Genomic DNA, 15,644 nt, shown 5'->3' with positions numbered 1-15,644 from the left:
GAACGGCGCATTAACGCCGATCTGAGGTGGGCACTGTTGAAACAAAACCTATTTAAATCCCTTCTCGCGCTTAATCAAATCATACGCAGCTTGAATCTCTTGGGCTTTTTGCTTCGCCATCTCCATCATTTCAGGTGGCAGACCTTTTGCCACCAACTTATCTGGATGATGCTCCCCCATTAACTTACGGTAAGCACGCTTGATGGTCACACTGTCGTCAGTATTGCTAATACCCAGCACTTTGCAGGCATCCTCTAAGGTCGGGCCATTCGAGGCTTGCTGATAGCCCCCCTGAGAATATCCACCCTGCTGGCCCTGCCAACCGCCGTGACCACCAAATTGACGGCCGCCTTCAATCATGCTCAAGAACTGATCAAACTGGCCGCGCGAAATCCCTAACTCTTCAGCAATGACATACAACACTTGCCGCTCGTTAGGATGCAAAGATCCATCAGCAAATGCGGCCTGTAATTGAATTTCCAGAAACATCCGAATTAAATCGAAACGCCCAAAACAGACACCACGTAATTCCTGCAATCTTTCACGCAACGGGAAATCGCTTTCTTTCCCTTCGCGAAACGCTTGCTGTGCGGCTGTTCGAGCTTCACCGTGCAATTGCATTCGATCCATCAACTGGCTGGCGAGTTGAATATCAACTTCCGTAACCCGCCCTTTAGCCTTGGTTAAATGCCCCATGACCTGAAAAGTGGCGCGGAAAAAAATTAATTGTCGTGTTTGTTGATCGGCAAAATAGCCGCGGCGCTTCGTGCTTCGCACCCTGTCTACCATATGGCCGACAAGCAACCCCAGTACCACACCCCAGAAACCAGCACCAGACATTAAGCCCAATACCAGACCGAGCAGTTTTCCCCAATACCGCATATACTCCTCAATTCATCATGCCGTCAGTCAAAATTTGCATTATCATACTCGGCATTCAGCTCAGCGCCTAACAACGAGACGTGCAAACGGCCGGATTTAACGCTAGCGCAACTGTGATGAGTAATATAGTCTCAGACCGTTTGCCGGCATGATGCCCCCCGATGACGGAACACCAAAACCGCGTATGAAAAAAAGATTCCCAACACTGCTGGCCACATTGATATGGACGGCACTATATAGCCAGCAATCGCTGGCCGGCCTCGCTGAGCAATGTATGCTTGGTGTACCCACCTATGACCAGCCATTGGTCAGCGGTGATCCGAATCAGCTACCGGTCCGTATTAATGCGGATAAAACCGAAGCCAATTATCCCGATAATGCCTTGTTCACCGGCAATGTCATTGTCCAGCAGGGCAATAGCACCCTGACCGCGAATCAGGTTGAACTGACGCAGGTACAAAAACCTGGTGAAGCTATCCCGGTTCGTACTGTCACGGCCACTGGCGACGTTAATTATGACGATCCGCAAATCAAGCTGAAAGGCCCGAAAGGCTGGTCAAACTTGAATACCAAAGACACTGATATGGATAAAGGCAAATATCAGATGGTTGGCCGTCAAGGGCGTGGTGATGCGGATTTAATGAAGTTACGAGGTCAGAACCGTTACACCATATTAGAAAATGGGACGTTTACCTCCTGTCTACCAGGTGATAATAGCTGGAGTGTCGTGGGTTCTGAGGTTATTCATGACCGCGAAGAAGAAGTAGCAGAAATCTGGAATGCCCGCTTTAAGATTGGCAAAGTACCGGTGTTCTACAGTCCTTATATGCAATTACCGATTGGTGATAAACGCCGCTCAGGCTTCCTGATCCCTAATGCTAAATATACCAGTAATAACGGCATCGAATTTATGCTGCCATACTACTGGAATATTGCGCCCAACTTCGATGCTACAATTACGCCTTACTACATGGAACGGCGTGGGTTACAGTGGCAGAACGAGTTCCGCTACTTGCTGGCTCCGGGCAGCGGCACCATGGCATTAGACTGGCTACCGAGTGATCGCTTATACCACGGCACCGATGGTACCGATAAAGAGGCCACCCGCTGGTTGTACTACTGGGGCCATTCCGGTGTGATGGATAAAGTCTGGCGTTTCAACGTCAACTATACCCGTGTTAGTGACCCAGATTACTTTACTGATTTAACGTCGCAATACGGATCGACCACTGACGGCTATGCAACCCAAATATTCAGCGTTGGCTATGCTGATCAAAACTGGGATGCCACCTTGTCCTCTAAACAGTTCCAAGTCTTTACTAACGCCGGTAATAATAATGCTTACCGTGCCCAACCTCAGTTGGATATGAACTACTATAAAAATGATATTGGCCTGTTTGATCTGCATGTTTACGGTCAAGCCGCCAAATTCACCAGCGTCAATCCAGAAAACCCAGAAGCCAGCCGCTTCCATATTGAACCGGCGATTAACCTACCACTGTCCAACGGTTGGGGTAGCCTGAATACCGAAGCCAAATTACTGGCAACCCATTATCAGCAGGATATCCCAAATGGTTTTGCCGGTAATTACAAAAACCAGAATGGGCAGGACGCGACGGTTCCTGATCTGAAAGACTCGATTAACCGGGTGATGCCGCAATTTAAAATTGATGGCAAAGTGGTATTTGATCGGCCAATGGATTGGAGTGAAGGCTTCACCCAGACACTCGAACCACGAATGCAGTATCTCTATGTTCCATACCGCAATCAGGATGATATCTATATTTACGACACCACGCTGATGCAGTCAGACTACTCGGGACTGTTCCGTGACCGTACCTATAGTGGCCTGGACCGTATAGCGTCTGCAAATCAGGTATCTACCGGTTTAACTTCACGCATATATGATGATGCGCTGGTTGAACGTTTTAATGCTTCTGTGGGTCAAATCTATTACTTCAGCCGTTCGCGTACCGGTAATAGCGAAACAATTGATAACAGTGATGATACTGGTAGCCTTGTTTGGGCTGGTGATACATTCTGGCGTATCAGTGATCAAGTGGGCCTAAAAGGTGGCGTGCAGTATGATACCCGCTTGGGGAGTTTGACCCTGGGTAACGCGGTAATGGAGTATAGAAAAGACTCAGAGCGTATGATGCAATTGAATTACCGCTATGCCAGCCCGGAATATATTCAGGCAGCAGTACCAAATGTAAAAAGTCCTGGTTATCAGCAAGGCATTTCTCAGATTGGTGCTACCGCCAGTTGGCCGATTGCGGATCGTTGGGCACTAGTCGGTGCTTATTACTACGATACCAAAGCCAATCAGCCCGCTAGCCAGTTAGTTGGCTTACAATACAACACGTGCTGCTGGGCAATAAACGTGGGCTATGAACGTAAAATTACTGGCTGGAATTCACAAACAGAAGCCAGTAAGTATGATAACAAGATTGGTTTTAACATCGAATTACGTGGTCTGAGCAGCGACCACAACCTGGGTACTGCACAAATGCTGCGCTCAGGCATTCTGCCTTATCAAAGTGCATTCTGATACTGTGTAACACACTGAATACAGTGAATTTTAACCCGCTAAAGCGGATTACATAAATGGAAAAGGTATGAAGAACTGGAGAACGCTTATTCTCGGATTGGTTGTCTGTGCCAATACCGCGTTCGCAGCACCACAAGAAGTTGATAAAGTTGCCGCAGTGGTTGATAACGGCGTCGTTTTGCAAAGTGACGTTGACGGTCTGTTACAATCCGTGAAACTGAATGCACAGCAGTCTGGGCAACAAGTTCCTGATGATGCGACGTTACGTCATCAGATTCTTGAGCGTCTGATCATGGATAATATCCAGTTACAGATGGCGAAGAAGATGGGTATTACTATCAGTGATGAAGCATTGGATAAAGCCATTGCTGATATCGCTGCGCAAAACCGCATGACTCCCGCTCAGATGCGTAGTCGTCTGGCTGCTGATGGCCTGAATTATGACACTTACCGCGAGCAGATCCGTAAAGAGATGCTGACTTCTGAAGTGCGTAACAACGAAGTACGCCGCCGAATAACTATCCTGCCACAGGAAGTTGAGTCATTGGCCAAACAAGTTGGGAACCAGACCAGCGGTGATGCTGAACTGAACCTCAGCCACATTCTTATCCCATTGCCAGAAAATCCCTCTCAGCAGCAAGTTGATCAGGCTGAAGAGCTGGCTAATAAATTAGTCTCCGACATTAAAGGCGGCGCTGATTTTGGTAAATTGGCTATCGCCAACTCGGCGGACTCTCAGGCGCTGAAAGGCGGCCAGATGGGTTGGGGCAAATTACAGGAACTGCCTTCTTTGTTTGCTGAAAGATTACAAACTGCGAACAAAGGTGATGTTGTCGGGCCAATCCGTTCTGGTGTCGGTTTCCACATCCTGAAAGTAAATGATATCCGTGGTGCGGATAAGACCGTTTCCGTGACTGAAGTTCACGCCCGCCACATCTTGCTGAAGCCTTCACCGGTAATGACCGACGATCAGGCTCGTGCCAAGTTAGCGGCAGCGGCGGCAGATATTAAGAGTGGTAAATCCAGCTTCGCCACTATTGCCAAAGAGATCTCTCAGGATCCTGGTTCTGCAATGCAAGGCGGTGACTTAGGTTGGGCATCACCAGATATTTATGACCCGGCGTTCCGTGATGCGCTGATGAAACTGCAAAAAGGTGAGATCAGTGCACCGGTTCACTCTTCTTTCGGCTGGCACTTAATTCAGGTTGTCGATACACGTCAGGTAGACAAGACTGATGCAGCACAGAAAGACAAGGCATACCGTATGCTCTTTAGCCGTAAATTTGCTGAAGAAGCTCAAACTTGGATGCAAGAGCAGCGTGCTGCTGCTTATGTAAAAATTCTTGATGGTAGTAATGCACAACCACAATAATCGTATTGTTATTACCCCCGGTGAGCCAGCCGGGGTCGGGCCAGATTTAGTCGTCGCTCTGGCTCAACAGGATTGGCCTGTTGAGTTAGTGGTGTGTGCCGATCCGGCCTTGCTACTTGCTCGGGCCCGTCAGCTTAATCTGCCTTTGCAGTTACGTGAATATCAAGCCAGCAAGCCTGCGTTAGCGCAACAAGCGGGGTCACTGACTATCTTACCGGTAAAAACGGCCACAGAGGTGATCCCCGGCAAACTCGACGTCCAAAACAGCCACTATGTTGTGGAAACATTGGCCAAGGCTTGTGATGGCGCGATAAGCGGGGAATTTTCTGCATTGGTCACCGGCCCGGTACAAAAAAGTATTATCAATGATGCTGGCATCCCTTTTATCGGACACACCGAGTTTTTTGCAGATCGCTGCCTCTGCCCACGGGTAGTGATGATGCTGGCAACTGAAGAGTTACGTGTGGCATTGGCGACAACCCACTTACCTCTGCTGGCCGTACCTGGCGCGATCACCCAAGCTAGCCTGCATGAAGTGATCACGATTCTTGATAGCGACCTGAAAACCAAATTTGGCATTAGCCAACCACAGATTTATGTGTGCGGACTGAATCCTCACGCAGGTGAAGGTGGCCATATGGGCCATGAAGAGATCGATACCATTATTCCTGCACTAGATGCACTGCGTCAGCAAGGTATAAATCTTATCGGCCCTCTACCAGCAGACACCCTATTTCAACCTAAATATCTACAACATGCAGATGCGGTTCTGGCGATGTATCATGATCAAGGATTGCCAGTGCTGAAGTATCAAGGGTTTGGCCGGGCAGTAAATATCACTCTCGGTTTGCCTTTTATCCGCACTTCTGTGGATCACGGTACCGCTTTAGAACTCGCCGCAACCGGTTCTGCCGATGTTGGCAGTTTCATTACGGCATTAAACTTAGCCATTAAAATGATAAATAACAGCAATGAATAATAGAGTCCACCAAGGGCATTTTGCCCGCAAACGCTTTGGACAAAACTTTTTAAACGATCAGTTTGTCATCGACAGTATTGTTTCTGCAATTCACCCCGTTCCTGGCGAAGCCGTAGTTGAAATAGGTCCCGGTTTAGGGGCATTGACTGAACCTGTTGCTGCGCGTATGGATCATATGACGGTGATCGAGCTTGATCGCGATCTGGCGGCTCGTTTAGCCAGCCATCCGCAACTGAAAGACAAGCTAACCATCTATCAACAAGATGCGATGAAAGTTAATTTTTCTGAGTTAGCAGAGCTTGCTGGGCAGCCATTACGTGTGTTTGGTAACTTGCCATACAACATTTCCACCCCGCTGATGTTCCATCTTTTCAGCTATACTGATGCTATTCGTGACATGCATTTCATGTTGCAAAAAGAAGTGGTTAATCGTCTGGTCGCAGGACCTAATAGTAAAGCGTATGGCCGACTGACGGTGATGGCGCAATACTATTGCAATGTTATCCCGGTGCTAGAAGTACCGCCAACGGCGTTTACCCCCGCGCCAAAAGTTGATTCGGCCGTGGTGCGCTTGATTCCGCATGTCAACATGCCGAATCCGGTTGGTGACGTTCGTATGCTTAGCCGCATTACCACGCAAGCATTTAATCAGCGCAGAAAAACCGTGCGTAACAGCTTAGGTGATCTATTCACCCCAGAGCAGTTAATCGAATTAGGTATTGACCCGATATTACGGGCAGAGAATATTTCGGTAGCGCAATACTGTAAGCTGGCTAACTGGCTTTCAGCTCAATCGACACCGCAAGAATAAGCAGGAGCACATTATGATTGAACAGCCCCGCGTTTGTGTACAGGTGCAAAGTATCTATGTGGAAACCCAGTCGATACCTGATGAAGAACGTTTCGTCTTCGCCTATACCGTGACGATACGCAATTTGGGTCGTTCAAATGTGCAACTGATTGGCCGTTATTGGTTAATCACTAATAGTAATGGCCGGCAGACTGAAGTTCAGGGTGAAGGGGTCATCGGCGAACAGCCATTGATCCAGCCAGGTAATGAGTTTCAATACACCAGCGGTGCTGTACTGGAAACCCCGCTGGGTACCATGGAAGGGCATTATGAGATGGTTGATCACCTTGGTCAGCCCTTCCGTACTGCAATTCCGGTGTTCCGCTTAGCGATCCCAGCACTGATCCATTAACTCTGATCTTTCAACTATGTCTACTTATCTTATTGGCGATGTTCATGGCTGCCTCGATGAGCTGCTTGCGCTATTAGCACAGGTAAGCTTTGATCCGCAGCAGGATACTTTGTGGTTAACCGGTGATTTAGTTGCCCGTGGCCCAGCATCACTGGATGTTTTACGTTATGTCCGCTCATTAGGGCCTGCTGTTCGTATGGTTCTGGGTAACCATGACCTGCATTTACTGGCCGTTTATGCCGGTATCAGCCGTAATAAACCCAAAGATCGTATTACTCCACTGCTTGAGGCGCCGGATGCTGATGAGTTGATTAATTGGCTGCGTCGCCAACCGGTCTTACAAGTTGATGATGAATTAAAATTGATCATGGCTCATGCCGGGATAACACCTCAATGGGATATTGAAACCGCCCAAATGTGTGCACGTGAAGTGGAGGCGGTATTAAGTAGTGATAGCTATCCACTCTTCCTCGATGCCATGTACGGCGATATGCCGAATAACTGGTCACCAGAGCTATCCGGGCTAGCACGCTTGCGTTTTAGTACTAATGCACTGACCCGCATGCGTTTTTGTTTCCCGAACGGGCAGTTGGATATGATCTGTAAAGATACGCCAGAAAATGCCCCCGCTCCACTCAAGCCTTGGTTCGAGTTGCCAAGATTGGTCTCCCCTGACTATTCAATTATTTTTGGTCACTGGGCGTCGCTGGAAGGAAAAGGTGTTCCTGAAGGTATTTATGGCTTGGATACCGGTTGTTGCTGGGGCGGCGATTTAACGCTGCTGCGCTGGGAAGATAAACGCTATTTCACACAGCATGCATTCAAAGTGGAAGCAGAAGTAAGTAACACTGATGAAATAGCAGCGGCAAAAGATCCCTTTAGTTATCTGTAACATACTGATAATTATATGTTAAACAATAAAGGCGCATAATATGCGCCTTTATTGTTGGTGCCGTTCTTGTTTGAGGCAGGCAGGTCTTATTTGGGATGGTAGCAATAATCAGCGGCGCTCAAGGATCTCAAAACAATAGCTGTGCGAGTTCGCTTCATCTGCGTCATGAAACTCACTGAATGTGCTTTCCCACTCATCCGGCTCATAGTCAGGGAAATGAGTGTCCCCCCCTACTTCCGCATCGATATGGGTAAGATACATACGATTCGCGCGAGCTAAGAATTGCTTATAGACCCGCCCCCCCCCCATCACCATAACTTCTTCTACGTCGCCAGCGAAAGAGAGAGCTTCTTCAATTGACGTAGCCCAGGTCACGCGCTCATCAGTACCCGGCTGGCTACTGATAACAATATTCAACCGCCCCGGCAAAGGACGACCGATTGATTCGAAGGTCTTACGACCCATAATTACCGGTTTATTTAACGTGTTACGTTTGAACCACGCTAAATCAGCCGGTAAGTGCCATGGCATGGCGTTTTCCATACCAATAACGCGATCCGCCGCCAACGCAGCGATCAGGCTGATAATCATTTTTAAACCCTGTAGGCTACAAGAGCCAGTACCGAAAAATTGCTCACACTATACGTAAAGCCTAATCAAGCGTCGATAGCGATAAGCAGGCTAATCACACATATAAGATTGCTCTTAGCCTGATACATGAACAGAGCAGAAAAAAAGTCTTATACACCAGGACGTTTGCGATATAACCATAATCCTGGCAAAGATAAACCAATCGACAACGCTCCAACAATAAATGACGCTTTCAAGAAATTGGTCACCATCGTGGACATTAACGCTTCGCTATAACCCAAGTGAGAAATCTCAACGACCGATATCATTGCGGTATAGGCGGAAATACCCGGAAACATAGGAATAACAGCCGCGACAGTGAAAACTTTTGGATGTGCCAGCAACCAACGTGACCAGTTAATCCCGATGACGCCAATCATAATTGAAGCCAATAATGAAGCCAGCTCGATATTCATACCAAAATGGATCATTAACATACGCGAACCGTGCCCGACCGCTCCCAGCAATGCGCAGTAACGCAATGCCCGTACCGGCACATTAAATACCATAGCAAAACCCAGTGCCGGGATAGCCGCCAACACCATGTCTTGTAATAATGCCCAAAGTAAATTCATTACCACCCCCGCAATCCCCATAACGCCATCGCGAATATCACCCCAATGCAGGTTGATAACGTTAATAAACTTGCCATCGCCCAACGGGCCAAACCGGTATTAACGTGGCCCTTAAACATATCGGCTACCGCATTAATCAGCGGGAACCCAGGCACGAGTAGCAGTACGCTGGCCGCCATCGCCACGCTGGATGCTTCCTGGAAAAACGGTAAACGCATCAACAAACCGGATGCGGATGTGGCAACAAAAGCAGTGATACAGAAATTAATCAGCGGATTCATATGATTAATCGTCAGACTCTGGCGAACAAACATCGCCAACCCACTGGCTAAAAAGCTAATGGAAAACGCATCCCAACCACCACCGTTTAATTTACTGAAACAGCCACAAGAGAGCGCCACCATCACAACGACCAGCCAGCGCGGATAACGCAGAGGTTTGATATGCTCGAAGCGTTTTTCCACATCTTTTGCATCCAATAAGCGATGCTCCGCCATAATCACAATATGCTGTACTTCAGTGACTACCTGCATATTGATGCCACGATCGGTATTTTTACGGGTAGATGTCAGGCAGTTACCTTCGCTGATAGTGGTCAACACGATTGCGTTAGCCGAGATAGAACTCTCAACGCTGTCCATCCCCAGAGCCATACCAAGCCGTGCAGATAGCTGCTCAACTAGCATACTTTCAGCCCCATGCTGCAACAGCATTAGGGCGCATTTGATGCACAATCGCGTAATCTCTCGCTGCTGTTGATGCGAAACATCACTGTTTATTACATTTTCCAGGCTCATATTCGTGCATCGCTATCCGTCAAAAAGTAAAAGACATCTGTTGCAATCCCATCACTACTGATAACCAAACCACCACAGATAACAAATAAGAATAATGCAGAGGGAGCCAAGTGGCGTTATGATCGCCAGATAGCACCACTATCACTCGGTAATCCTTATGCTTGAAACCTCTATATTTGTTGCCACCCTTGCTACCTTGGGCATGCTCTCCCCCGGGCCAGATTTCTTTCTGGTAATCAAAAATGCTGCCCGCTATCGCCGCCCCGCAGCCATGATGACAGCCCTTGGCGTAATTTTGGGTGTTGCGACACATATGTCTTATTGCGTGGCTGGCCTGGCAGTTGTTATCACTACCACACCATGGCTATTCAACCTGCTGAAATATGCCGGAGCCGGTTATTTGATCTGGATTGGTATCCAGGCACTGCTATCACGAGGAGATAGTAAGCTTAGTATCGATAACACTGCACAATATCCCGTCACGCTGAAAGCCGCATTCTTGCAGGGATATCTTTGCAATTTATTGAATCCCAAAGCGACTCTTTTCTTTCTCGCCGTTTTCACACAAATATTACAGATAGACTCCGGCGTGGGTGAGAAACTGTGGTACGCCTCAATCATCTGGCTACTGGCCGTTATCTGGTGGCCTCTATTGGTAATTCTGATTCAAAGTGCGCCGGTACGTCGCGGTTTGGCGAAAGTGCAAAAAGTTGTCGATAAATTACTGGGCGGCCTGTTAATCGGCCTGGGTATCAAAGTTGCATTAAGCTAGCTGCGCCGATTGTTAACGCCTGGCTATAAGCTACTATCCACAACCCGCACGAACATTGATCTTCACCAATGTTGTTTATGAACAATACTATCGTTTATGAATAATACTTCTGCGCATAAAAAATACTGTTTATGCGGGTAAAAAGCGCGATTTTATAAATAGTAAGCATAAAAAAGGGCGATGTTTCCATCGCCCCCTTTCTTAGCGCCCAAATTAAGCTTTCATATTCTTAATCTTGGCATGCATTTCTTGTACTGAAATCACTTGCTCGGTAGGGTCCGCATTCAAAGCCATTGCGGTTGCGAAGCCACCATTCAAGGTGGTGTCGTAATGCACTTTATATTGCAAAGCACTACGGCGAATCAGTTTAGAATCTTCAATCGCCTGACGCCCTGCCGTTGTATTCACAATATAAGTATATTCGCCATTCTTGATACGGTCCTGAATGTGTGGACGACCTTCATGTACCTTGTTGACTAAGCGAGGATTTATCCCTGCCTCGCCTAGAACCACCGCAGTACCGTGGGTTGCATCCAATTCAAAGCCCTGTTTGAGCAACTTGGCAGCCAAGTCAACCACCCGGTGTTTATCTCCCTCACGAACCGATAACAGTGCGCGGCCACTCTTTTTCATGCCCGATTGACTGCCCAGCATCGCTTTAGAGAAAGCTTCAGCGAAGGTCCGGCCCACCCCCATCACTTCACCGGTAGAACGCATTTCTGGCCCTAAAATCGGATCCACACCTGGGAACTTGTTAAACGGCAATACCACTTCTTTTACCGAGTAATAAGGCGGAATAATTTCTTCCAGAATACCCTGCTCTGCCAATGACTGCCCCACCATCACGCGTGCGGCGATTTTTGCCAGTGGCATACCGGTGGCTTTAGACACAAATGGTACGGTACGGGCTGCTCGAGGGTTAACTTCAATCAGATAAACTTCGTTATTCTTTACGGCAAACTGCACATTCATTAAACCGCGCACGCAGAGTTCAAACGCCAGTTTTTCAACTTGTTGGCGCATCACATCCTGAATTTCTTTACTCAGGGTGTAAGCGGGCAATGAACAGGCTGAGTCACCGGAGTGCACCCCTGCTTGCTCAATGTGCTCCATAATGCCACCGATCAACACGCGCTCACCGTCGCAAATGGCATCAACATCCACTTCAACAGCGTCATCGAGGAAACGATCCAACAGCACTGGTGCATCGTTGGAGACACTCACTGCATTTTGGAAGTAGCGGCGCAAGTCAACTTCGTCATAAACGATTTCCATCGCGCGACCACCCAAGACATACGATGGGCGGACCACTAGTGGATAACCCAGACCCGTGGCTTTCTCTACGGCTTGTTCGATAGTAGCAACCGTCGCGTTCGCGGGTTGTTTCAAGCCCAGACGATTTACCGCCTGTTGGAAACGCTCACGATCTTCTGCACGGTCGATAGCATCCGGGCTGGTACCGATAACAGGAACACCGGCGGCTTCCAGTTCACGTGCTAATTTCAATGGAGTCTGACCACCGTACTGCACGATAACGCCTTGCGGCTTCTCAATACGCACAATTTCCAGCACATCTTCCAGGGTGACAGATTCGAAATAGAGGCGATCAGAGGTATCGTAGTCGGTCGAAACCGTTTCAGGGTTACAGTTCACCATGATGGTCTCGTAACCGTCTTCACGCAGCGCCAGTGACGCATGTACACAACAGTAGTCGAATTCAATACCCTGACCGATACGGTTCGGGCCGCCGCCCAGTACCATCACTTTCGGACGATCACTGGTTGGGTTGGATTCACACTCTTCCTCGTAGGTTGAGTACATGTAAGCGGTATCGGTAGAGAATTCAGCCGCACAGGTATCTACACGCTTGTAAACCGGATGCAAACCCTGCTTGTAACGCAGCTTACGCACTTCACTTTCCGCCGCGCCGACCAATTTTGCCAAACGGGCATCGGCAAAGCCTTTGCGCTTCAACTGGCGCATAAAATCAGCATTCAGGCCATTGATACCACACTCTGCCACGCTCTCTTCCAGACGAACCAATTCTTCAATCTGCACCAGGAACCAGCGGTCAACGTTAGTCAGATTGAAAACACCATCAACCGACATGCCTGCACGGAAAGCATCGGCGATATACCAGATACGATCAGAACCGGCTTCTTTCAACTCACGGCGAATTTTAGTCAGTGCTTCTGGGTCATCCAAACTCACTTTCGGGTCAAAACCGGTCGCGCCAACTTCCAGACCGCGCAAGGCTTTTTGCAGCGATTCCTGCAAGGTGCGGCCAATCGCCATCACTTCGCCGACCGATTTCATCTGTGTGGTCAGACGGTCATTCGCACCGGCAAATTTTTCGAAGTTAAAACGTGGAATTTTGGTCACAACATAGTCGATAGATGGCTCAAAGGAGGCCGGCGTGCGGCCACCAGTGATATCATTCATCAACTCATCCAGCGTGTAACCTACTGCCAACTTGGCGGCAATTTTAGCAATCGGGAAGCCGGTTGCTTTAGAGGCCAGAGCGGAAGAACGGGATACCCGTGGGTTCATTTCGATAACAATCAAACGGCCATTTTTCGGGTTAACCGAGAACTGCACGTTGGAGCCACCGGTTTCTACGCCGATTTCACGCAGCACTGCCATCGAGGCATTACGCATGATTTGGTATTCTTTATCAGTCAGAGTCTGAGCTGGAGCAACGGTTATCGAGTCACCAGTGTGGATACCCATCGCATCGAAGTTTTCGATGGAGCAGACGATGATGCAGTTGTCGTTTTTGTCGCGCACAACTTCCATCTCATACTCTTTCCAACCAATCAGTGACTCATCGATCAACAGCTCTTTGGTTGGCGATAAATCCAGCCCACGTTCACAAATCTCTTCAAACTCTTCACGGTTATACGCGATACCGCCGCCGGTGCCACCCATAGTAAAGGAAGGGCGGATAATACAAGGGAAGCCCACATCAGCCGCTACGGCCAGTGCTTCTTCCATATTGTGCGCGATACCTGAACGTGCAGTGTCCAAACCAATTTTCTTCATCGCGATATCAAAGCGACGGCGGTCTTCTGCTTTATCGATAGCATCGGCAGTGGCACCAATCATGGTGACACCGAACTCAGCCAGAACGCCCTTGCGTTCCAGCTCCAGCGCACAGTTCAGTGCGGTTTGGCCACCCATAGTGGGCAAAACGGCATCTGGACGCTCTTTTTCAATAATTTTGCGTACCACTTCCCAGTGGATTGGCTCGATATAAGTGGCATCGGCCATTTCCGGGTCAGTCATGATGGTTGCCGGGTTGGAGTTCACCAGAATGACACGGTAACCTTCTTCACGCAGTGCCTTACAAGCCTGGGCACCGGAGTAGTCAAACTCACAGGCCTGGCCGATAACGATTGGGCCAGCGCCCAGAATCAGGATGCTTTTTATATCTGTACGTTTTGGCATGGTTTGACGCTCCTGATTATTTATTGGTATGGCTACTGTTACGGCTTGCAGTTGTTGCGCGGTAAGCTTCAATCAGTTCGATAAAGTGATTGAACAATGGCGCTGCATCATGCGGGCCTGGGCTGGCCTCTGGGTGCCCCTGGAAGCTAAATGCGGCTTTATCAGTACGGTGAATCCCTTGCAGAGAACCATCGAATAAAGAAACATGCGTAGTTCGCAGGTTGGATGGCAATGTGGTTTCATCTACCGCAAAACCGTGGTTCTGTGCGGTGATCATCACGCAATCGGCATCTAAATCTTTCACCGGATGGTTGCCACCGTGGTGACCAAACTTCATTTTTACCGTTTTTGCACCACTGGCCAGCGCCAGTAATTGGTGGCCTAAACAGATGCCGAACACCGGAATGTCGGTTTCCAGAAAACGCTTAATGGCCGCGATAGCATAATCACATGGTTCTGGGTCACCTGGGCCGTTGGATAAGAAAATGCCATCTGGGTTCAGCTTCAGCACCTCTTCTGCCGGTGTCTGTGCCGGAACTACCGTCAGGCGACAACCTCTATCCACCAGCATGCGCAGAATATTGCGCTTCACGCCGTAGTCGTATGCCACCACATGGAATGGCAAATCTTCTGGTGGCGTTGCCGCAGGTAAGTCACCTTCCAGAGTCCAGCTACCTTGCAACCAGTCATAACGCTCTTTCGTGCTCACTTCTTTTGCCAGATCCATCCCCTTCAGGCCCGGGAATGCTTTCGCCTTTTCTAGTGCTAAAGTGGCATCAGACAAATCACCCACAATAATGCAGCCGTTTTGTGCCCCTTTCTCACGCAGCAAACGTGTCAGCTTACGCGTGTCGATATCAGCAATCGCAACAATGTTGTGGCGCTTGAGATACTCAGCTAAGCCTTCTTCATTACGGTAGTTGCTGGCAATCAAAGGCAGGTCGCGAATAACAAGACCTTGGGCGTGTACTGCGGAGGATTCTTCGTCGGAAGCATTAGTGCCGACATTGCCGATATGAGGATAAGTAAGAGTAACGATCTGGCGGGAGTAGGAAGGATCAGTGAGGATTTCTTGATAACCGGTCATCGACGTATTGAAGACCACTTCCCCCACTGCCGTACCCTCTGCCCCGATGGCCCGACCGTGAAATTGGGTTCCGTCTTCGAGAACCAATAGCGCTGACTTAATCAAAACATCCTCCAAGGAATAAACAGTCACATTATTTGCATATTAATTCATATCTAGCGATCTAAATCAATGCAAAAACCGCCCTCAAAGCTAATTTTTGGCAAATTGGGCGCATTTTAATGATGAGTGACGCTCTTGTCTAGCCAAAGTGCCATTTTTTCTCTGTTTTTTACCGTTCTCATTAAAATGAGTGGATTATAGCGGTAAAAACACATGCTAACTTAACATAGTAAACGGTTGCGAGGTGTAGTGACTGAGAAATATCGCTCTGGGGCAGTAAAAATCACTACCAATATCTAAAGAAGGGATTTAAAGACGAAAAAAACAGTAAAAACACAACAAAAAACAGATTACAC

General features: G+C 48.4%; 13 protein-coding genes. 7 read left to right on the top strand and 6 right to left on the bottom strand.

What is annotated here, in order from left to right:
- Nucleotides 1-48: 48 nt before the first annotated feature.
- Complete coding sequence (djlA, locus tag V1952_RS05020) at nucleotides 49-882, bottom strand: co-chaperone DjlA (protein ID WP_083160582.1); 834 nt, start codon at nucleotides 880-882, stop codon at nucleotides 49-51.
- A gap of 184 nt (nucleotides 883-1,066) precedes the next feature.
- On the opposite strand from djlA, the gene lptD reads away from it, so the two are divergent.
- The 6 genes from lptD to apaH all read left to right on the top strand — a co-directional run bounded on the left by lptD (nucleotide 1,067) and on the right by apaH (nucleotide 7,878).
- Nucleotides 1,067-3,433 carry an LPS assembly protein LptD gene (gene lptD, locus V1952_RS05015; RefSeq protein WP_420074404.1) on the top strand — a complete coding sequence of 789 codons (2,367 nt, stop codon included), beginning with the start codon at nucleotides 1,067-1,069 and terminating at the stop codon, nucleotides 3,431-3,433.
- Nucleotides 3,434-3,500: 67 nt separating this feature from the next.
- A complete protein-coding gene (gene surA, locus V1952_RS05010; RefSeq protein ID WP_372557983.1) occupies nucleotides 3,501-4,805 on the top strand; it encodes a peptidylprolyl isomerase SurA in 1,305 nt (434 codons plus the stop codon).
- Nucleotides 4,789-5,784 carry a 4-hydroxythreonine-4-phosphate dehydrogenase PdxA gene (pdxA, locus tag V1952_RS05005; protein ID WP_420074403.1) on the top strand — a complete coding sequence of 332 codons (996 nt, stop codon included), beginning with the start codon at nucleotides 4,789-4,791 and terminating at the stop codon, nucleotides 5,782-5,784. The genes surA and pdxA overlap by 17 nt, the downstream gene beginning before the upstream one ends.
- Entirely contained in the window at nucleotides 5,777-6,595 is an 819-nt protein-coding gene (rsmA, locus tag V1952_RS05000) for a 16S rRNA (adenine(1518)-N(6)/adenine(1519)-N(6))-dimethyltransferase RsmA (protein WP_420074402.1), read from the top strand. Before pdxA ends, rsmA begins: the two co-directional genes overlap by 8 nt.
- A gap of 13 nt (nucleotides 6,596-6,608) precedes the next feature.
- Nucleotides 6,609-6,986 (top strand): Co2+/Mg2+ efflux protein ApaG, encoded by a 378-nt coding sequence (gene apaG, locus V1952_RS04995; protein WP_083160592.1) that lies wholly within the window; start codon nucleotides 6,609-6,611, stop codon nucleotides 6,984-6,986.
- 16 nt (nucleotides 6,987-7,002) lie between these two features.
- Nucleotides 7,003-7,878 (top strand): bis(5'-nucleosyl)-tetraphosphatase (symmetrical) ApaH, encoded by an 876-nt coding sequence (gene apaH / locus V1952_RS04990; RefSeq protein WP_083160594.1) that lies wholly within the window; start codon nucleotides 7,003-7,005, stop codon nucleotides 7,876-7,878.
- A 108-nt stretch (nucleotides 7,879-7,986) separates the two neighbouring features.
- Here apaH and folA read toward each other — a convergent pair whose 3' ends face one another.
- The 3 genes from folA to V1952_RS04975 form a co-directional block, all read right to left on the bottom strand.
- Nucleotides 7,987-8,469, bottom strand: coding sequence for a type 3 dihydrofolate reductase (folA, locus tag V1952_RS04985; RefSeq protein WP_083160596.1), 483 nt, complete (start codon nucleotides 8,467-8,469; stop codon nucleotides 7,987-7,989).
- A 149-nt stretch (nucleotides 8,470-8,618) separates the two neighbouring features.
- Nucleotides 8,619-9,083: a threonine/serine exporter gene (locus V1952_RS04980; protein WP_193784728.1), complete on the bottom strand. Its 465-nt coding sequence runs from the start codon at nucleotides 9,081-9,083 to the stop codon at nucleotides 8,619-8,621.
- Nucleotides 9,083-9,880 carry a threonine/serine ThrE exporter family protein gene (locus V1952_RS04975; RefSeq protein WP_083160598.1) on the bottom strand — a complete coding sequence of 266 codons (798 nt, stop codon included), beginning with the start codon at nucleotides 9,878-9,880 and terminating at the stop codon, nucleotides 9,083-9,085. Before V1952_RS04975 ends, V1952_RS04980 begins: the two co-directional genes overlap by 1 nt.
- A gap of 157 nt (nucleotides 9,881-10,037) precedes the next feature.
- On the opposite strand from V1952_RS04975, the gene V1952_RS04970 reads away from it, so the two are divergent.
- Entirely contained in the window at nucleotides 10,038-10,652 is a 615-nt protein-coding gene (locus V1952_RS04970) for a LysE family transporter (RefSeq protein WP_372557980.1), read from the top strand.
- Between the two features lie 213 nt (nucleotides 10,653-10,865).
- Here the strand turns inward: V1952_RS04970 and carB are convergent, their stop codons facing one another.
- Entirely contained in the window at nucleotides 10,866-14,099 is a 3,234-nt protein-coding gene (carB, locus tag V1952_RS04965) for a carbamoyl-phosphate synthase large subunit (RefSeq protein ID WP_005192981.1), read from the bottom strand.
- Between the two features lie 16 nt (nucleotides 14,100-14,115).
- Entirely contained in the window at nucleotides 14,116-15,291 is a 1,176-nt protein-coding gene (carA, locus tag V1952_RS04960; protein WP_420072208.1) for a glutamine-hydrolyzing carbamoyl-phosphate synthase small subunit, read from the bottom strand.
- Nucleotides 15,292-15,644: the final 353 nt, after the last annotated feature.

Origin of the sequence: Yersinia sp. 2542 StPb PI (assembly GCF_048593855.1) — a bacterium.
Taxonomy (GTDB): domain Bacteria; phylum Pseudomonadota; class Gammaproteobacteria; order Enterobacterales; family Enterobacteriaceae; genus Yersinia; species Yersinia enterocolitica_E.
This window is presented reverse-complemented; position numbering and strand designations above follow the sequence as displayed.

Coding starts and splice junctions, on each gene's coding strand:
- djlA (WP_083160582.1), bottom strand. CDS start 882: ATGCGGTATTGGGGAAAACTGCTCGGTCTGGTATTGGGCTTAATGTCT.
- lptD (WP_420074404.1), top strand. CDS start 1,067: ATGAAAAAAAGATTCCCAACACTGCTGGCCACATTGATATGGACGGCA.
- surA (WP_372557983.1), top strand. CDS start 3,501: ATGAAGAACTGGAGAACGCTTATTCTCGGATTGGTTGTCTGTGCCAAT.
- pdxA (WP_420074403.1), top strand. CDS start 4,789: ATGCACAACCACAATAATCGTATTGTTATTACCCCCGGTGAGCCAGCC.
- rsmA (WP_420074402.1), top strand. CDS start 5,777: ATGAATAATAGAGTCCACCAAGGGCATTTTGCCCGCAAACGCTTTGGA.
- apaG (WP_083160592.1), top strand. CDS start 6,609: ATGATTGAACAGCCCCGCGTTTGTGTACAGGTGCAAAGTATCTATGTG.
- apaH (WP_083160594.1), top strand. CDS start 7,003: ATGTCTACTTATCTTATTGGCGATGTTCATGGCTGCCTCGATGAGCTG.
- folA (WP_083160596.1), bottom strand. CDS start 8,469: ATGATTATCAGCCTGATCGCTGCGTTGGCGGCGGATCGCGTTATTGGT.
- V1952_RS04980 (WP_193784728.1), bottom strand. CDS start 9,083: ATGAATTTACTTTGGGCATTATTACAAGACATGGTGTTGGCGGCTATC.
- V1952_RS04975 (WP_083160598.1), bottom strand. CDS start 9,880: ATGAGCCTGGAAAATGTAATAAACAGTGATGTTTCGCATCAACAGCAG.
- V1952_RS04970 (WP_372557980.1), top strand. CDS start 10,038: ATGCTTGAAACCTCTATATTTGTTGCCACCCTTGCTACCTTGGGCATG.
- carB (WP_005192981.1), bottom strand. CDS start 14,099: ATGCCAAAACGTACAGATATAAAAAGCATCCTGATTCTGGGCGCTGGC.